Annotated in this window: 16 protein-coding genes; 9 read left to right on the forward strand and 7 right to left on the reverse strand. The window is 68.0% G+C overall.

Translation table 11 applies throughout. The features are described 5' to 3' along the window. Positions 1-134: 134 nt before the first annotated feature. The 3 genes from FHW81_RS04055 to FHW81_RS04065 are packed head-to-tail and all read right to left on the reverse strand — an operon-like array spanning position 135 to position 4,895. A complete protein-coding gene (locus FHW81_RS04055) occupies positions 135-1,331 on the reverse strand; it encodes an osmoprotectant NAGGN system M42 family peptidase (protein WP_003091951.1) in 1,197 nt (398 codons plus the stop codon). After that, complete coding sequence (gene ngg / locus FHW81_RS04060; RefSeq protein ID WP_023091115.1) at positions 1,328-3,085, reverse strand: N-acetylglutaminylglutamine synthetase; 1,758 nt, start codon at positions 3,083-3,085, stop codon at positions 1,328-1,330. Before ngg ends, FHW81_RS04055 begins: the two co-directional genes overlap by 4 nt. Before the next feature lie 40 nt (positions 3,086-3,125). Further along, positions 3,126-4,895 (reverse strand): N-acetylglutaminylglutamine amidotransferase, encoded by a 1,770-nt coding sequence (locus FHW81_RS04065; protein ID WP_023091116.1) that lies wholly within the window; start codon positions 4,893-4,895, stop codon positions 3,126-3,128. Between the two features lie 142 nt (positions 4,896-5,037). Here FHW81_RS04065 and FHW81_RS04070 point away from each other — a divergent pair, with 142 nt between their 5' ends. Further along, a complete protein-coding gene (locus FHW81_RS04070; protein WP_003091943.1) occupies positions 5,038-5,511 on the forward strand; it encodes a MarR family winged helix-turn-helix transcriptional regulator in 474 nt (157 codons plus the stop codon). 154 nt (positions 5,512-5,665) lie between these two features. Here FHW81_RS04070 and FHW81_RS04075 read toward each other — a convergent pair whose 3' ends face one another. Next, complete coding sequence (locus tag FHW81_RS04075; protein WP_003117537.1) at positions 5,666-6,418, reverse strand: sulfite exporter TauE/SafE family protein; 753 nt, start codon at positions 6,416-6,418, stop codon at positions 5,666-5,668. 100 nt (positions 6,419-6,518) lie between these two features. Next, positions 6,519-8,483: a bifunctional tRNA (5-methylaminomethyl-2-thiouridine)(34)-methyltransferase MnmD/FAD-dependent 5-carboxymethylaminomethyl-2-thiouridine(34) oxidoreductase MnmC gene (mnmC, locus tag FHW81_RS04080; RefSeq protein ID WP_023085996.1), complete on the reverse strand. Its 1,965-nt coding sequence runs from the start codon at positions 8,481-8,483 to the stop codon at positions 6,519-6,521. On the opposite strand from mnmC, the gene FHW81_RS04085 reads away from it, so the two are divergent. The 4 genes from FHW81_RS04085 (at position 8,482) to FHW81_RS04100 (ending at position 12,248) form a co-directional block, all read left to right on the forward strand. After that, positions 8,482-8,601, forward strand: a complete 120-nt coding sequence (locus tag FHW81_RS04085) for a hypothetical protein (protein WP_003091936.1) — start codon at positions 8,482-8,484, stop codon at positions 8,599-8,601. The genes mnmC and FHW81_RS04085 overlap by 2 nt on opposite strands. Before the next feature lie 25 nt (positions 8,602-8,626). Continuing rightward, positions 8,627-10,117 (forward strand): polyphosphate:AMP phosphotransferase, encoded by a 1,491-nt coding sequence (gene pap, locus FHW81_RS04090; protein ID WP_003102298.1) that lies wholly within the window; start codon positions 8,627-8,629, stop codon positions 10,115-10,117. A 152-nt stretch (positions 10,118-10,269) separates the two neighbouring features. Then, positions 10,270-11,454, forward strand: coding sequence for a thiolase family protein (locus FHW81_RS04095; RefSeq protein ID WP_003102299.1), 1,185 nt, complete (start codon positions 10,270-10,272; stop codon positions 11,452-11,454). 128 nt (positions 11,455-11,582) lie between these two features. Further along, on the forward strand, positions 11,583-12,248 hold the full coding sequence (locus tag FHW81_RS04100) for a YceH family protein (protein WP_003091932.1): 666 nt from the start codon (positions 11,583-11,585) through the stop codon (positions 12,246-12,248). Between the two features lie 223 nt (positions 12,249-12,471). Here the strand turns inward: FHW81_RS04100 and FHW81_RS04105 are convergent, their stop codons facing one another. Then, positions 12,472-14,043, reverse strand: a complete 1,572-nt coding sequence (locus FHW81_RS04105) for a malate:quinone oxidoreductase (RefSeq protein ID WP_003102300.1) — start codon at positions 14,041-14,043, stop codon at positions 12,472-12,474. Positions 14,044-14,245: 202 nt separating this feature from the next. Beyond that, complete coding sequence (locus tag FHW81_RS04110; protein ID WP_003102301.1) at positions 14,246-14,455, reverse strand: DUF6316 family protein; 210 nt, start codon at positions 14,453-14,455, stop codon at positions 14,246-14,248. 205 nt (positions 14,456-14,660) lie between these two features. Between FHW81_RS04110 and FHW81_RS04115 the strand changes: the two genes are divergently transcribed. From FHW81_RS04115 to FHW81_RS04130, 4 genes are all read left to right on the forward strand, one after another. Beyond that, positions 14,661-15,299 carry a peroxiredoxin gene (locus tag FHW81_RS04115; protein WP_003114495.1) on the forward strand — a complete coding sequence of 213 codons (639 nt, stop codon included), beginning with the start codon at positions 14,661-14,663 and terminating at the stop codon, positions 15,297-15,299. Positions 15,300-15,549: 250 nt separating this feature from the next. After that, on the forward strand, positions 15,550-16,551 hold the full coding sequence (locus FHW81_RS04120) for an aliphatic sulfonate ABC transporter substrate-binding protein (protein ID WP_003117540.1): 1,002 nt from the start codon (positions 15,550-15,552) through the stop codon (positions 16,549-16,551). Between the two features lie 3 nt (positions 16,552-16,554). After that, the gene (locus FHW81_RS04125; protein WP_003102304.1) at positions 16,555-17,379 is read left to right on the forward strand and encodes an ABC transporter permease; all 825 of its coding nucleotides are present in this window, start codon (positions 16,555-16,557) and stop codon (positions 17,377-17,379) included. After that, positions 17,376-18,125, forward strand: coding sequence for an ABC transporter ATP-binding protein (locus FHW81_RS04130; RefSeq protein WP_003091922.1), 750 nt, complete (start codon positions 17,376-17,378; stop codon positions 18,123-18,125). Before FHW81_RS04125 ends, FHW81_RS04130 begins: the two co-directional genes overlap by 4 nt. Positions 18,126-18,132 lie beyond the last annotated feature (7 nt).

Consider the following 18,132-nt stretch of genomic DNA (forward strand, 5'->3'; position numbering starts at 1 on the left):
AACTACTCCATGGACACGAGTCGGCACGCATGATGCTACGGAGGAAACGAGACAGGCGAGGGAACCTGCCATCAGCCTAGCAGTTGGCTGGAGAGGAGGGCGGCCTCCCCGGGGGCGGGGAGGCCGGCGCGGGTTCAGTCCTTGTCGCTGTTGTTGCTGCTGTCGAGCACTTCGTCCACCGGCGGGACGTGGGTGCAGCTTTCCATGTGCACCGGATGCTCGAGCTGCTTGTTGAAGCGTTCCAGCGAGGTTTCCCGGGGCTTGGCGTCGCTGGCGAAGACCGGCGGGCTGAGGATGTAGGCGGTGAGCAGCCGGCTCAGCGCGGCGAGGCTGTCGATGTGCGTGCGCTCGTAGCCGTGGGTGGCGTCGCAGCCGAACGCCAGCAGCGCGGCGCGGGTGTCGTGGCCGGCGGCGATCGCCGACTGCGCGTCGCTGTGGTAGTAGCGGAACAGGTCGCGGCGCAGGGCGATGTCGTGGCGCTCGCCGAGCCGCAGCAGGTGCCGCGACAGATGGAAGTCGTAGGGCCCGCCGGAGTCCTGCATGGCCACGCTGACGCTGTGCTCGTTGGAATTCTGGCCTTCGGCCACCGGGGCGATGTCGATGCCGACGAACTCGCTGACGTCCCAGGGCAGGGCGCCGGCGGCGCCGGAGCCGACTTCCTCGGTGATGGTGAACAGCGGGTGGCAGTCGATCGGCGGCTCCTGGCCGCTTTCCTTGACCGCCTTCAGCGCCGCCAGCAGCGCCGCGACCCCGGCCTTGTCGTCCAGGTGGCGGGCGCTGATATGGCCGCTCTCGGTGAACTCCGGCAGCGGATCGAAGGCCACGTAGTCACCCACCGAGATGCCCAGGCTCTCGCTGTCGGCGCGACTGGCGGTATAGGCGTCGAGACGCAGCTCGATGTTGTCCCAACTGATCTTCAGGTTGTCCACCTCGGTATTGAAGGCGTGGCCCGAAGCCAGCAGCGGCAGCACGCTGCCACGGAACACGCCCTGTTCGGTGAACACCGTGACCCGGCTACCCTCGGCGAAGCGGCTCGACCAGCAGCCTACCGGGGCCAGGCCGAGGCGGCCGTTGGGCTTGATCTCGCGGACCAGCGCGCCGATCGTGTCGAGGTGCGCGGAAACCGCCCGGTCGGGGGTATTCAGGCGGCCCTGGAGGGTCGCCCGGATGGTTCCCCGGCGAGTCATCTCGAAGGGCACGCCAAGTTCGTCGAGCTGCTCGGCGACATAGCGCACGATGGTATCGGTGAAGCCGGTGGGGCTGGGGATGGCGAGCATCTCCAGCAGCACCCGTTGCAGGTAGTTGAGGTCCGGTTGTGGCAGAGGGGTCATGAAGGCACCTCGCGGCTGAGGGGGAAGAGAAGATCGACGAAGCGTTCGGCGGTCGGCTGCGGCTCGTGGTTGGCCAGGCCGGCGCGCTCGTTGGCTTCGATGATCACGTAGTCGGGCTGGTCGGCGGCCTCGACCAGGAAGTCCAGGCCCACCACCGGTATTTCCAGGGCCCGCGCGGCCTGGATCGCGGCCTCGCGGAGGGCCGGATGGAGGGCGTCGGTGACGTCCTCGAGGATGCCGCCGGTGTGCAGGTTGGCGGTGCGCCGCACGGCCAGGTGTTCGCCGCTGGGCAACACGTCGTCGTAGCCATAGCCGGCGGCCCGCAGGGTGCGCTCGGTCTCGTGGTCGAGCGGGATGCGGCTTTCCCCGCCGGTGGCGGCCTGGCGCCGGCGGCTCTGCGCCTCGATCAGCTCGCGGATGCTGTGCCGGCCGTCGCCGATCACCGCGGCGGGACGACGGATGGCGGCGGCCACCACCTCGTAGCCAATCACCAGCACGCGCAGGTCGTGGCCGGCGTGGTAGCTCTCCAGCAGCACGCGCGAATCGAAATGGCGGGCGGCCTCGATGGCCTCCTCGACCTCTTCCGCGGTGCGCAGGTCCACCGCCACGCCCTGGCCCTGCTCGCCGTCCACCGGCTTGACCACCAGCGAACCGTGCTCGGCGAGGAACGCGGCGTTTTCTTCCGCGCTGCCGGCCAGGCGCTGCTGTGGCTGGCGCAGGCCGGCGTGCTGCAGGGCGCGGTGGGTGAGGACCTTGTCCTGGCAGAGGGTCATGCTTACCGCCGTGGTCAGGTCGGAGAGCGATTCACGGCAGCGGATCTGCCGGCCGCCCTGGGTCAGGGTGAACAGGCCGCCCTCGGCGTCGTCGACGCGCACCTCGATGCCGCGCCGGTGGGCTTCGTTGACGATGATCCGGGCGTAGGGGTTGAGGTCTTCCTCCGGGCCGGGGCCGAGGAACAGCGACTGGTTGATGCCGTTCTTGCGCTTGATGGTGAAGGTCGCCAGTTCGCGGAAGCCGAGCTTGCGGTAGAGCGCCTTGGCCTGCTGGTTGTTGTGCAGCACCGAGAGGTCGAGGTAAGCCAGTTCGCGGCTCATGAAGTGCTCGACCAGGTGCCGTACCAGCGCCTCGCCGACGCCCGGCCGGCTGCATTGCGGGTCCACCGCCAGGCACCAGAGGCTGGAGCCGCCCTCCGGATCCTGGAACGCCTTGGCGTGGTTGAGGCCCATCACCGTGCCTACCGCGACGCCAGTGTCGGCGTCCTCGGCCAGCCAGTAGATCGGCCCGCCCTGGTGTCGCGGGCTGAGGCGCTCGGTCTGCACCGGAAGCATGCCGCGCGCCAGGTACAGGCGGTTGATCGCCGCCCAGTCCTCCTCGGTATGCACCCGGCGGATGCGGAAACCGCGTGGCGGACGGCGCGCCGGGCGGTAGTCGGTGAACCACAGGCGCAGGGTATCCGAGGGATCGAGGAAGAGCTGCTGCGGGGCGTGGGCCAGGACCTGCTGCGGCGCCGCCACGTAGAGCGCGATGTCGCGTTCGCCGGGGGCTTCCTGCAACAGGTCGCGGGCCAATTCCTCGGCGTCCGGGTAGGTCTGCCCGATCAGCAGGCGGCCCCAGCCGCAGTGGATGCTCAGCGGTTTCTCGGTGGGCTCGCTGTGATCTTCGGCGAGACGCGCCTGGAGGCGTTCGTAGGTGGGCGCCTGGATACGTTGCAGGCGCTGGTTGTGCGGGTGAGGCAGATGCAAGTGGCCTTTCATGATCGCTCCTGGTTCGGGCCCCTGCGTTGGGGGCCCATTTTCAAAGTCCCTGTTCGCTGAGCCAGAGGTTGAGGGCGGCCAGCTGCCACAGCTTGGAGCCGCGCAGCGGTGTGAGGTCGCCGTCCGGATCGCTCAGCAGGCGATCGAATATCGCCGGCTGGAACAGGCCGCGGTCCTGGCTCGGGTCGAGCAGCAGTTCGCGTACCCATTCGCGGGTGCGGCCCTGCAAGTGCTTGAGGCCGGGCACCGGGAAGTAGCCCTTGGGCCGGTCGATGACTTCGCTGGGAATCACCTTGCGCGCGGCACCCTTGAGCACCTGCTTGCCGCCGTCGCCGAGCTTGAAGCGGGCGGGAATGCGCGCCGACAGCTCGGCCAGGCGGTAGTCGAGGAACGGCACGCGGGCTTCCAGGCCCCAGGCCATGGTCATGTTGTCGACCCGCTTGACCGGGTCGTCGACCAGCATGATCGTGCTATCCAGGCGCAGCGCCTTGTCCACCGCGGCCTCGGCGCCGGGGCTGGCGAAGTGGTCGCGGACGAAGCGCCCGGCGACGTCCTCGACGCGGAAGCGCTCGCCGACGGTGGCCAGGTATTCCTCGTGGTCGCGGTCGAAGAACGCCGCGCGGTACGCGGCGAAGGCGTCGTCGGCGCCATCCACCTTCGGATACCAGTGGTAGCCGGCGAACAGCTCGTCGGCGCCCTGGCCGCTCTGCACCACCTTGCAGTGCTTCGAGACTTCCCGCGCGAGCAAGTAGAAGGCGATGCAGTCGTGGCTGACCATCGGCTCGCTCATGGCGCGGAAGGCCGCCGGCAACTGCTCGATCACTTCGTGCTCGCCGATGCGCAGGCGATGGTGGCGGGTGTGATAGCGCTCGGCGATCAGGTCGGAATACTGGAACTCGTCGCCGCGCTCGCCGCCGGCATCCTCGAAGCCGATGGAGAAGGTCAGCAGGTTGTCCACCCCGGCTTCGTGCAGCAGGCCCACCAGCAGGCTCGAATCGACCCCGCCGGAGAGCAGCACGCCGACCTCGCGGGCGGCGCGCTGGCGGATCGCCACCGCTTCGCGGAGGCCGTCGAGGACGCGCTCCTGCCAGTCGTCGAGCGTCAGCTCGCGCTCGTCCGGGCGTGGGCCGTAGTCCAGCGTCCACCAGGTGCGCTGCTCGCAGCTGCCGTCGAGGTCGACGCTCATCCAGGTCGCCGGCGGCAGCTTCTTCACGCCCTCCAGCAAGGTGTGCGGGGCGGGAACCACGGCGTGGAAGTTGAGGTAGAAATTCAGCGCCTGCGGATCGAGGTCGCTGGCGATGTCGCCGCCCTTGAGCAGGGCCGGCAGGCTCGAGGCGAAGCGTAGGCGCGAGCGGTCGAGGCTGTAGTAGAGCGGCTTGATGCCGAGTCGGTCACGGGCCAGGAACAGCCGCTGGCGATCGCGCTCCCAGACGGCGAAGGCGAACATCCCATTGAGCCGGGGCAATAAATCGGCGCCCCAGGCATGGTACCCCTTCAAGAGAACTTCGGTGTCGCCGCCGGAGAAGAACCGATAGCCAAGGCTTTCCAGTTCGCCACGCAGTTCGGGGTAGTTGTAGATGGCGCCATTGAACACCATGGCCAGGCCGAGATCGGGATCGATCATCGGTTGGCCGGAAGCTTCCGCCAGGTCCATGATCTTCAGCCGTCGATGTCCGAGGGCGATCGGATCCTGGGCGTGGAAGCCCCAGGCGTCGGGGCCGCGAGGGGCCAGGTGGTGGGTGATGCGTTCGACCGCTGCGAGGTCGGCTGCCTGGTTGTCGAAACGAAACTCTCCTGATATGCCGCACATATTCCTTACCGGTTCTCCGTTGGGGAAGTGGGTTGCGTACCCCTTCCGGGTACATGACTTACCTAACAGAGGACCGTTACAGTTGGAAGGAGTTCTATACGAATTTTCCGGGCCTATCAGGACCCTTAACGAAGAATTTATTATGGTTGAAAGTAATAAGACCGCTGCCGATACCTATTCGCTCGCTATTTTCCGCGCCATCCGCCGTCTCCAGCAGGCCGCCGAAATCCACTCCAAGCGTCTCAGCCGATACGGTGGCCTGACCCCGCTGCAATTGCTGATCCTGCATGTCCTGGCGGTGGAGGGAGAACTGACCGCGACGCAACTGGCCAAGCTGGTCAGCCTGTCCCAGGCATCGCTCTCCGGCGTGCTCGACCGCCTCGAAGGACGCGGCCTGCTCTATCGTCGGCGCGACGAACAGGACCGGCGCAAGTCCTGGCTGCACCTCGACCCGGCCGGCCACGAAGCCCTGGCGGAGGCGCCGCCGCTATTGCCGGAGTACGTCATCGAGCGCTTCGCCGCGTTGCCCGAGTGGGAGCGCCACGGCCTGCTGGCCGCGCTGCTGCGCGCGGCCGACCTGTTCGGCTTGCCGGAAGAGGACGTCGAAGAAGAGTGAGGGCGCCAGGTTCGCTACGAAAGACAGTCGCGTCGGCGGTCTTTACCTGGCGAACCTGCCGATGCCTGGTGGACAAGCGCGTTGTACGCCATGGCGTGACCTTCGCGTAGGGCGCATAACGCCGCTTCCCCGGTGCCCCGGCCGCCGAGGAAAGCTACCCGCCGTAGAGCTTCTGCGCCGCCAGGGAGAAGCTCACCGCCACCAGCATCAGCGCGAACAGGCGTTGCAGGGTCGGGCCGCCGAGGCGCTGCGCCAGCAGGTTGCCGCCGAGCACGCCGACCGCGCCGCCGGCGGCGAGGCCGCCGAGCAGCGGCAGCGGCGGGTGGGCGCCGGTCAGGTAGATCAGGAAGCCGCCGCCGGAGACCAGCGCGATCACCGCCATCGAGGTGGCGGTGGCGGCCATCATCGACAGCGGGGTGAACCAGAGTAGCCCCGGCACCACCAGGAAGCCGCCGCCCACGCCCATCAATCCCGACAGCAAGCCGACCGCCAGGCCGATGCCGAGCAGCGGCAGGCTCCGTGCCTGGTCGCTGGCCTCGCGTTTCATCCCGGCGCCGCGCCACATGCGCCAGGCCGACCAGAGCACCAGCAGGCAGAAGGCGACGATCAGCACGCCTTCCGGGACGAAGCGGCCGAGCCATTGGCCGACGGCGTTACTCGGCAGGCCGGCCAGCGCCAGGACCAGCACCGGCCGCCAGGCCACCTGGCCCTGGCGCGCGCGCGGAATGGCGCCAATCAGCGCCGACAGGGCGACCGCGCCGAGGCTCACGCCGATGGCGTCGCGCAGCGGCAGGTGCAGGCTGAGCAGCAGGGGCAGGGCGACCAGCGAGCCGCCGGCGCCGGTGAGGCCGAGCAGCAGGCCGAGAACGGCGCCGATGCCCAGGGATTCGAAGAGCAGTACATCCATCGTCGATCAACTATTTCCGCGGGTGAGCCAGCCGGTGGTCCGGTATGGCCTGCGCGTGCGGCAGGCCCGAAGGGTAGCGCAAATCGGTGCGCCCGGGGCTTCAGCCGCGCTGCCCGCGCACCAGGTCGCGCAGCAGGAAGCGGTTCGGGTGGCAGGCCTCGGCCACCGCGCGCGGCAGCGGCAGCGGCTCGCCGCAGATCCACGCCGCCAGCAGTTCGCCGGACAGCGGCGCGCTGATCAGCCCGCGCGAGCCGTGGCCGCTGTTCAGGTACAGGCCTGGCAGCCAGGGGCAGGCACGCTCCGGCACCTGGCGGGCGTCGCGGGCGAGCACCGCGTAGACCTCGTCGAAGGCCGCGCGCTCGGCCAGCGGGCCTACCAGGGGCAGGTAGTCGGGGCTGGTGCAGCGGAATGCCGCGCGGCCTTCCAGGCGCTCCAGCGGCAGGTCGTCGGCGCCCAGGCGCTGCAACAGGTCGGGGGATATTTCCCGCAGCAGTTCGAGGTTGCCCTGGTGTTCGGCGAGGGTCGGCGCCAGGTCTTCGCTCTTGAAGTCGAAGCTGGCGCCGAGGGTGTGTTCGTCGCCACGCGGCGGTGCGACGTAGCCCTCGGCGCAGACCACGGTGCGCAGCGCCCGGCTTTGCGGGGTGGCCGGCAGGCGGGTGACCTGCCCGCGAATGCGCTTCAGCGGCAGCTCGGCGGCGGGCGGGAAGTCGCGGATGTCGGCGGCGGTGGCGAGGATCGCGAGTGGCGCGCGGGCCAGGCATTCGTCGCCGGCGTAGGCGCACCAGTCGTCGCCCTCGCGGCGCAAGCGTACTGCCCGGCCGCTCAGCAGGGTGATCCCGGGGGTGGCGGCCAGGGCCTGGCACAGCGCGGGCGGATGGACCCAGCCGGCTTCGGGATAGAACAGGCCGCCGGCGGGCAGGGCGACGCCGGCGAGGCGCTCGGCCTGCTCGCGCTCCAGGCCGTGCAGCAGGTCGGCGGGGAAGGCTGCGGCCAGTTGCGCCTGGCGTTGCGCTTCCTTGGCGTCGAAGGCCAGTTGCAGTACGCCGCAGGCGTCCCAGTCGTGGCCGCGCCGCAGGCGTTCGAGCAGCCGGCGGGTATGGCCGAAGCCGCTGAGCACCAGGCGCGACAGCGGCGTGCCGTGGGCCGAGAGTTTCAGGTAGAGCACGCCCTGGGGGTTGCCCGAGGCTTCCCGGGCGAGGCCGGGATGGCGTTCGATCAGGGTCACCTGCCAGCCGCGCGCGGCGAGGCTGGCGGCGCTGGCGCAGCCGGCCAGGCCGCCGCCGACCACCAGTGCCGCGCGGCGCCCGGCGTGGGGCGCGGGGCGTGCGTACCAGGGCTTGCCGGCGTTCGCCGGCGGCCCCTGGTAGGTGCCGCTGAGCATCTCGCGCTTCTGTCCGTAGCCCGGTACCCGTTGCATGGCGAAACCGGCCTCGATCAGCCCTCGGCGAACGAAACCGGCGCTGGTGAAGGTGCCCAGGGTCGCCTGCGGCGCCGACAGTCGCGCCAGTTCGGCGAACAGTACGGGCGACCACATGTCCGGGTTCTTCGCCGGGGCGAAGCCATCGAGGAACCAGGCGTCGACCCGCGCGTCGAGCTGCGGCAGGCACTCCAGGGCATCGCCCAGCAGCAGGGTCAGGCCGACCCTTCCGCCCGCGAACGCCAGGCGCTGGAAGCCCGGGTGCACGGCAAGGTACTGGCCCAGCAGGGCCTCGCTCCAGGGCGCCAGTTCCGGCCATAGCGCCAGGGCGCGGCGCAGGTCGGCGGCGGCGAGGGGGAATTTCTCCACGCTGACGAACTCCAGGCGCGCGCCGGCCGGCGCGACCCGCTCGAACAGCTGCCAGGCGCAGAGGAAGTTCAGTCCGGTGCCGAAGCCGGTCTCGCCGATGCACAGCACCTCGCCGTCGCCCAGCGCGGCGAAGCGCTCGGCCAGGCGGTTGGTGGCGAGGAACACATGGCGCGTCTCGTTGAGCCCGGAATGCCGGGAAAAATATACGTCGCCGAAGGCGCGGGATAGCGGCTGGCCGTTTTCGTCCCAGTCGAGCTGGGCATGCTGGAAGTCGGACATGGCAGAACCTGAAAAAGCGGATGGCGCATTTTACGGGGCTTTGCCGGCCAGCGGCGAGGCGCTGCGCGAACATGCCGCGGCGCCGCGCAGACAGCCGCACGCCGATCCGCTACCTTGAAGGACTCAGGTTAAGGGAGACCTCCATGTTCGAATCCGCGGAAGTTGGCCACAGCATCGACAAGGACACCTACGAGAAGGCCGTCATCGAGTTGCGCGAAGCGCTGCTCGAGGCGCAGTTCGAGCTCAAGCAGCAGGCGCGCTTCCCGGTGATCATCCTGATCAACGGCATCGAGGGCGCCGGTAAGGGGGAGACGGTCAAGCTCCTCAACGAGTGGATGGACCCGCGCCTGATCGAAGTGCAGAGCTTCCTCCGTCCCTCCGACGAGGAACTGGAGCGGCCGCCGCAGTGGCGCTTCTGGCGGCGCCTGCCGCCCAAGGGGCGGACCGGTATCTTCTTCGGCAACTGGTACAGCCAGATGCTCTACGCGCGGGTCGAGGGGCATATCAAGGAGGCCAAGCTGGATCAGGCCATCGATGCCGCCGAACGCTTCGAGCGCATGCTCTGCGACGAAGGCGCGCTGCTCTTCAAGTTCTGGTTCCACCTCTCCAAGAAACAGCTCAAGGAACGCCTCAAGGCGCTGGAAAAGGACCCGCAGCACAGCTGGAAGCTCAGTCCGCTGGACTGGAAGCAGAGCGAGGTCTACGACCGCTTCGTGCATTACGGCGAGCGCGTGCTGCGCCGCACCAGCCGGGACTACGCGCCCTGGTACGTGGTGGAAGGCGTGGACGAGCGCTACCGCGCCCTGACCGTCGGTCGCATCCTCCTCGAAGGGTTGCAGGCCGCGCTGGCCACCAAGGAGCGCGCCAAGCGCCAGCCGCACGCCGCGCCGCTGGTGTCGAGCCTGGACAACCGCGGCCTGCTGGACTCCCTGGACCTGGGCCAGTACCTGGACAAGGACGCCTACAAGGAGCAGCTCGCCGCCGAGCAGGCCCGCCTGGCCGGGCTGATCCGCGACAAGCGCTTCCGCCAGCATTCGCTGGTCGCGGTGTTCGAGGGCAACGACGCGGCCGGCAAGGGCGGCGCCATCCGCCGTGTCACCGACGCGCTGGACCCGCGCCAGTACCATATCGTGCCGATCGCCGCGCCGACCGAAGAGGAGCGTGCGCAGCCCTATCTCTGGCGCTTCTGGCGGCACATTCCGGCGCGTCGCCAGTTCACCATCTTCGACCGTTCCTGGTACGGCCGCGTGCTGGTGGAGCGCATCGAGGGCTTCTGCGCACCGGCCGACTGGCTACGCGCCTATGGCGAGATCAATGACTTCGAGGAGCAGCTCAGCGAGTACGGGATCATCGTGGTGAAGTTCTGGCTGGCGATCGACAAGCAGACCCAGATGGAGCGCTTCAAGGAACGCGAGAAAACCCCCTACAAGCGCTACAAGATCACCGAGGAAGACTGGCGCAACCGCGACAAGTGGGACCAGTACGTGGACGCGGTGGGCGATATGGTCGACCGTACCAGCACCGAGATCGCGCCCTGGACCCTGGTCGAAGCCAACGACAAGCGCTTCGCCCGGGTCAAGGTGCTGCGCACCATCAACGACGCCATCGAAGCGGCGTACAAGAAGGACAAGTGAGGCCCGCCGGAATGCGGCGCCGTCCTCTCCAGGGGATGGCGACGCATACGCCGGATGAATGATCGGTGCCTCGCGCGATTGCCTCGCCTTATCCTCGCTCGATCCGGCCGCTGCCCCGGCGGCCGACCGACAATAACAGCGAGGGTACCCCCATGCGTGAAGTGGTGATCGTCGACAGCGTCCGGACCGGCCTGGCCAAGTCCTTCCGCGGCAAGTTCAACCTGACCCGGCCGGACGACATGGCCGCCCACTGCGTCGACGCGCTGCTGGCGCGCAACGACCTCGACCCGCTGCTGGTGGATGACTGCATCGTTGGCGCCGGCTCCAACGAAGGCGCCCAGGGCCACAACATCGGGCGCAACGTGGCGGTGCTCTCCGGCCTCGGCATCCAGGTGCCGGGGATGACCCTCAACCGCTACTGTTCCTCCGGCCTGCAGGCGATCGCCATCGCCGCCAACCAGATCGCTTCCGGTTGCAGCGAGGTGATCGTCGCCGGCGGCGTCGAGTCGATCACCCTGACCCTGAAGAGCGTCAACACCGACCACCTGGTGAACCCGCTGCTGCAAAGGGAGGTGCCGGGCATCTACTACCCCATGGGGCAGACCGCCGAGATCGTCGCCCGTCGCTACGGCATCACCCGCGAGGCCCAGGACGCCTACGCCCTGCAGAGCCAGCAGCGGATGGCGCGAGCCCAGGCGGACGGGCTGTTCGCCGACGAGATCGTGCCGATGACCACCCGCTACGCGGTGGAGGACAAGGCCAGCGGCGAGAAGCAGGTGCTCGACGGAGTGGTCGACCGCGACGACTGCAACCGCCCGGACACCACCCTCGAAGGCCTGGCCTCGCTGAAGCCGGCGTTCGCCGAGGACGGTTCGGTCACCGCCGGCAACGCCTCGCAACTCTCCGACGGCGCCTCGATGACCCTGCTGATGAGCCTGGAGAAAGCGCTGGCGCTGGGCCTGGAGCCGAAGGCCTTCTTCCGTGGCTTCACCGTGGCCGGCTGCGAGCCGGACGAAATGGGCATCGGTCCGGTGTTCTCGGTGCCGAAGCTGCTCAAGGCGAAGGGGCTGAAGATCGCCGACGTCGATCTCTGGGAACTCAACGAAGCCTTCGCCTCGCAGTGCCTGTACTGCCGCGACCGGCTGGAGATCGACAACGAGAAGTACAACGTCAATGGCGGCTCCATCGCCATCGGCCACCCGTTCGGCATGACCGGCTCGCGCCAGGTCGGTCATCTGGTCCGCGAACTGCGCCGGCGCAACCTGCGCTACGGCGTGGTGACCATGTGCGTCGGCGGCGGCATGGGCGCCAGCGGGCTGTTCGAAGCCGTACGCTGAGCCCGTGCGCGACGGCGGGCCCCGCAGGTCGGGGCTCGCCTCATGGGTTTTATTTACATGACGCTCCGTGCCATCCCCGGCGACTCGCGCTAGGCTAGGCGCCTTTTTCCTTGCATAGGGATGTAGCGATGTCCACCGAGCCCAACTCGCCGTTCGTCGACGACCCGCTGAGCGCCGTCGATGCACGGATTCTCGGCAGCCTCGTCGAGAAGCAGGCGACCACCCCGGAAACCTATCCGCTGACCCTCAATGCCCTGGTCCTCGCCTGCAACCAGAAGACCAGCCGCGATCCGGTGATGAACCTCACGCCCGGCCAGGTCGGCCAGAGCCTGCGCCAGCTCGAGGGGCGCGGCCTGGTCCGGCTGGTGATGGGCAGCCGCGCCGACCGCTGGGAGCACACCCTGGGCAAGGGCCTGGAATTGGTGGCGCCACAGGTGGCGCTGCTCGGCCTGCTGTTCCTGCGTGGTCCGCAGACCCTCAACGAACTGCTCACCCGCAGCAACCGCCTGCACGATTTCGACGACGTCGAGCAGATCCGCCACCACCTGGAACGCCTCGCCGGCCGTGGCCTGGCCGTGCACCTGGAGCGTCGCGCCGGGCAGCGCGAGGAGCGCTACATGCACCTGCTCGGCAGCCAGGCCGACCTCGAGGCCGCCGTGGAGGCGATGGGCAGCGACCCGGAACGCGCCGCGCCGGCCGCTCTGTCGGCCGATGCGGAAGCGCGGATCGCCGAGCTGGAGACGCGCCTGGCGGCGCTGGAGGAGCGCCTGGCCAGGCTCGAAGGAGGGGCGTGATATCGGGGGAGGGCGCAATCGGTGACATGCAGGTTCCGGCGGATAACCGCGAGCGGTTGTTCGCCCTACGGCCCGCAGTGACTTTGTGGGCGGCGCTGCCTGTCGGGTAGGGCGAATAACGCCAGCGGCGTTATCCGCCGATGCGCCGCCCCGCAAGGCGAACGCCAACCCAAAAAAGCCCGGCTATTGCCGGGCTTTTTCATGCGCGCGCGTCGGTGGCCGATCAGGCCTCCGGCTGTACCGGCACGTGGATCAGTTGCAGGCGCTCGCTGCTCCAGGCACGGGTGCTGTTGGTCAGCTCGATGTCGTTGTTCAGCTTGCGCCCGTAAGACGGCACGATTTCCTTCAGGCGTGCCTGCCACTCGGGGGTAGCGACCTTGTCCTTGAAGGCCTTCTCCAGCACCGACAGCATGATCGGCGCGGCGGTCGAGGCGCCCGGCGAGGCGCCGAGCAGGGCGGCGACGGAGCCGTCCGCTGCGGTCACCACTTCGGTGCCGAATTGCAGTACGCCGCCTTTCTCGGCGTCCTTCTTGATGATCTGCACGCGCTGGCCGGCCTGCACCAGCTTCCAGTCCTCGTCGCGGGCTTCCGGGAAGTACTCGCGCAGCGAGGCCATGCGGTCGTCCTGGCTGAGCATCAGCTGGCCGATCAGGTACTGGCTGAGATCGAAGTTGTCGATGCCGGCGTTGAACATCGGGCCGATGTTGCCGCTGGTCACCGAGCCCGGCAGGTCCCACAGCGAGCCGTTCTTCAGGAACTTGGTGGAGAAAGTGGCGAACGGACCGAACAGCAGAACCGGCTTGCCGTCGATCATGCGGGTGTCGAGGTGCGGCACCGACATCGGCGGCGAACCCACCGAAGCCTTTCCGTAGACCTTGGCCAGGTGGCGCTTGACCACGTCCGGGTTGGTGGTGGCGAGGAACGAACCGCCCACCGGGAAGCCGGCGTAGCCTTCGGCCTCGGGGATGCCGGACATCTGCAGCAGCTTCAGCGCGCCGCCGCCGGCGCCGATGAAGACGAACCTGGCCTTGACGCTGGTTTCCTTGTCGCCATTGGCCAGGTCGGCCATGGTCACGGTCCAGGTGTTGTCGTCGTTGCGCTTGAGGTCGCGGACCTCATGTTGCAGGCGCAGCTTGAAGGTGTCCTTGGCCGACAGCGAGCCCACCAGTTGGCGAGTGATCTCGCCGAAGTTGACGTCGGTGCCGATCGACATGCGCGTGGCGGCGATCTTCTGCCCCGGCTCGCGGCCTTCCATCACCAGCGGCACCCACTGCTTGATCTGCTCGGGGTCTTCCGAGTACTCCATGCCGCGGAACAGCGAGCTGTGCTGCAGGGCGGCGTGGCGCTTCTTGAGGAAGGCGACGTTGTCGTCGCCCCAGACGAAGCTCATGTGCGGGACGTTGTTGATGAACGACTTCGGATCGTTCAGCACCTTGCGGTCGACCTGGTAGGCCCAGAACTGCTTGGAGATCTCGAAGTTCTCGTTGATCGCCACCGCCTTGCTGATATCCATCGAGCCGTCCGCGGCCTCGCTGGTGTAGTTCAGTTCGCAGAACGCCGAGTGACCGGTGCCCGCGTTGTTCCAGCCGTTGGAGCTTTCTTCGGCGACCTTGTCCAGGCGCTCGACCATCTCGATGGTCCAGCCTGGTTCCAGTTCGTTCAGATAGGTACCCAGGGTGGCGCTCATGATGCCGCCACCGATCAGGAGCACGTCGACCGGTTTTTCCGATTCGACGCTGTTTTTGGAGCAACCCAGCACGCTGACGCACAAAAGCATCAATAAGATTTTTTTCATGGATTTACCGCTAGAAAACGTGGAGAAGCGTGGATACGCACGACATGGCAGGTATTCACCGGGTGAATGATACTGGAACTCACCCCCGATGTGAGTGCGTTCACATGCGGTGACATTTGCCTCGGCGTTCCGCCGAGAATACCTGCCTTCCCTTTCTTGAACGTTTCAGCCGCCGGGAAATAAATTCAGCGCCTGTATCGTTTCATCGGGAACCCGGCGCGTGGATTTCCGCCGATTGGCGCATCCTGCGGATATACGCGTCGATTTCCCGCTCCGCGTCGAAACGGGTGAAATAGGGACCTTCCAGGGTCCCTTCGCGGGTGGAGAAGAAGTACTGCCCATTCACCGAACTTATGCGATCGCTGCGAAAGCGGGTGGCCGGGGTGGGATCGGTGGAACGTTTCCCCAACATGACGGCGACTCCTGGATAGCGGGCCAAGGTGTTTTCAGTGTAGGCGGGGGTTGGCCGGGCGGCAGGCCGGCGGACGAAAGGAGACGGATTTCCAGGCGAAGGGTTGGGTATTCTATTTTTTGTTATAAGAAAATCTGAATTTATTCTTTTTAACGTCAGCCGGCCTTGGGCATAGTGGGCTCCAACACGAACAAGGAGTGACCCCATGAGCCTCAGACTCGGCGACATCGCCCCCGATTTCGAACAGGACTCCAGCGAAGGGCGCATCCGCCTCCACGAGTGGCTGGGCGACAGCTGGGGCGTGCTGTTCTCCCACCCCGCCGACTTCACCCCGGTGTGCACCACCGAGCTGGGTTTCACCGCCAAGCTCAAGGACCAGTTCGCCCAGCGCGGGGTCAAGGTCCTGGCGCTGTCGGTGGATCCGGTGGAGTCGCACCTGAAGTGGATCGACGATATCAACGAGACCCAGGACACCCGGGTCAATTTCCCGATCATCGCCGACGCCGACCGCAAGGTTTCCGAACTCTACGACCTGATCCACCCGAACGCCAACGACACGCTGACCGTGCGTTCGCTGTTCATCATCGACCCGAGCAAGAAGGTGCGCCTGATCATCACCTACCCGGCGAGCACCGGGCGCAATTTCAACGAGATCCTCCGGGTGATCGATTCGCTGCAACTGACCGACGAGCACAAGGTCGCCACGCCGGCCAACTGGGAGGACGGCGACGAGGTGGTAATCGTGCCTTCGCTGAAGGACGAGGAAGAGATCAAGCGGCGTTTCCCCAAAGGCTACCGCGCGGTGAAGCCCTACCTGCGCCTGACGCCCCAGCCCAACCGCTGAGGCCGGATTCGTCCCGCCTGCATGGGCAGGCACGGCAGGCGGGACCTTTTATTCGACGGTGCGTGCCGTCATGCAACGCTGTTTAGCCACGAGCAGGGTTTTTGGCCGGTTTCGACCGGCCCTCTTTTTTATGTGCGCCAGCGCGTCGCCGCGACGCTTTTTATCCGCCATCCATTTCCGAAACCGGCTCTGACTTGCCCGCCAGACGGGGAGAAGGCTCGCTCATCCACCTCCTTCCAGGAGCAGACGCATGATCGCCGCTCTCCGTCGCTGCCGGGCCTGGCTGGCCCTGCTCGCCGTTCTTGCCGTGTTTCCCGCGGCAGAGGCCGCCGCCCCCGCTGAAATCCGTCTCGACTATGCCTACTACGCCCCCACCAGCCTGGCGCTCAGGAAGTTCGGCTGGCTGGAGAAAAGCCTGGACGGCAGCGGCACCCGGGTGCGCTGGGTGTTCAGCCAGGGCAGCAACCGTTCCCTGGAGTACCTCAACGCCGGCAGCGTCGATTTCGCCTCGACCGCCGGCCTCGCCGCGGTACTCGCGCGGGCCAACGGCAGCCCGGTACGTACCGTATACGTCGCCAGCCGCCCGGAGTGGACCGCGCTGCTGGTGCGCAAGGATTCGCCGATCCGCAGCCTCGCCGAGCTCAAGGGGCGCAAGGTGGCTGCCACCAAGGGCACCGATCCCTACCTGTTCCTGCTCCGCAGCCTGCACAGCGTGGGCCTGGACAAGAACGACCTGCGTATCGTCCACCTGCAGCATCCCGACGGCCGGGTAGCCCTGGAGAAGGGCCAGGTCGACGCCTGGGCCGGACTCGATCCGCACATGGCGGCCAGCGAGTTGCAGGCCGGCTCGCGGCTGCTCTACCGCAACCTCGGCTTCAACAGCTACGGCGTGCTCAATGTCCGCGAGGATTTCGCCGAACGCCATCCGCAACTGATCCGCCAGGTGCTGGCGGCCTACGAGCAGGCGCGCCACTGGGTGATCGGGCATCCCGACGAGGCCGCGCAACTGCTTGCCGAGGAAGCCGGCCTGCCGCTGGAAGTGGCTCGCCTGCAACTGTCGCGCACCGATTTCAGCCAGCCGCTGCCGGGCGCCGAACAGGTCGCCGCGCTCAAGGCCGCGGCGCCGATCCTGGCGGACGAGCGCCTGGTGCGGCCGGGCGTGGACGTGCAGAAGGTGGTCGACGAACTGATCGCGCCGCAGTGGGCCGCCGAGGTCATCGGCGGTGTCCCGTTGGCGCGCACGGAGCCCTGAGCCATGGTCAGCCAGAGCCTGCGACTGGCCCGGCGAGTCTCGCGCCGGGCGTGGCGACTGCGCGTGCCGGGCGCCTGGCGGGCCTGGGCCTTGCCGCTGCTGGCACTATCGTCGTGGGAGGCGCTGGTGCGCCTGGGCTGGCTGCCGGCCTACCAGATGCCGGCGCCGAGCGGCATCCTGCTGACCCTGGTGGAACTGGCTCGCGGCGAGCTGTGGGGGCATGTCGGCGCGAGCCTGGCGCGGGTCGCCGCCGGCTTCGCGATCGGCAGCGGCCTGGCCCTGGTGGTCGGTACCTGGGTCGGTCTCAGTCGTCGCGCCGAAGCCTACCTGGAGCCGAGCTTCCAGGCCCTGCGGGCGATCCCCAGCCTGGCCTGGGTGCCCCTGCTGCTGCTCTGGTTCGGCATCGACGAGACGCCGAAGATCGTCCTCATCGCCCTCGGCGCCTTCTTCCCGGTCTACCTCGCGCTGGTCGCCGGGGTACGCGGGGTCGATCGCAAGTGGGTGGAACTGGGGCGGCTCTACCGTTTGTCGCGCTTCGCCCTGGTCCGCCGCATCCTCCTTCCGGCGGCGCTGCCGAACCTGTTCACCGGCCTGCGCGGGGCGCTCAGCCTGAGCTGGATGTTCCTCGTCGCGGCGGAGCTGATCGCCGCCACCCAGGGCCTCGGCTACCTGCTCAGTGACGGTCGGGAAACCTCGCGTCCGGACCTGGTGATCGCCGCGATCCTGGTCCTGGCGGCCCTCGGCAAGCTCAGCGATGGCCTGCTCCGCTCGCTGGAGCGCCGGGCCCTGCGCTGGCGCGACAGCTTCGACGGGGAGGGCGGCGCATGAGCGGCCTGCTCGACCTGCTGGAGATTCGCAAGGCCTATGGCGATACGCGGGTGCTGGAGGGCGTGGCGCTGTCGCTGGCGCCCGGCGAGGTGGTCAGCCTGCTCGGCCCCAGTGGTTGCGGCAAGAGCACCCTGCTGCGGATCGCCGCCGGACTGGACGATGACTTCCAGGGCACTGTCGAACGCAACCCGATCCTCGGCTTCGGCCCGGACGGCGAGAACGGCCGCAGCGGCGGAATCGGCGTGGTGTTCCAGGAGCCGCGCCTGTTGCCCTGGCTGACGGTGGCGCAGAACGTCGGTTTCGCCGACGGCTGGCTGGAGGACGAGCACTGGGTCGAGCGCCTGCTCGCCGATGTCGGACTGGCCGGCTGCGGAGGATTGCTGCCCAAGCAACTGTCCGGCGGCATGGCGCAGCGCGCGGCGATCGCCCGCGGTCTCTACGGACGGCCGCAGGTGCTGTTGCTCGACGAGCCGTTCAGCGCGGTCGACGCCTTCACCCGCATGCGCCTCCAGGACCTGCTGCAGGACGTGGTGCAGAACTACGAGATCAGCGTCCTGCTGGTCACCCACGATCTCGACGAGGCGTTCTATCTCGCCGACCGCGTGCTGCTGATGGGCGGCCGTCCCGGACACATCCGCCGCGAGTTCCACGTACCGCTGGCGCGTCCCCGCGATCGCCGGGCGGTGGAGCTGGCCTACTTGCGCGGCGAGGCCCTGACCGAAATGCAGCGGGCGCACGTGCTCTGAGGCAAGA

The sequence above is a fragment of the Pseudomonas sp. RC10-4-2 genome (assembly GCF_050433085.1).
In the GTDB taxonomy this organism is placed as follows: Bacteria; Pseudomonadota; Gammaproteobacteria; order Pseudomonadales; family Pseudomonadaceae; genus Pseudomonas; species Pseudomonas aeruginosa.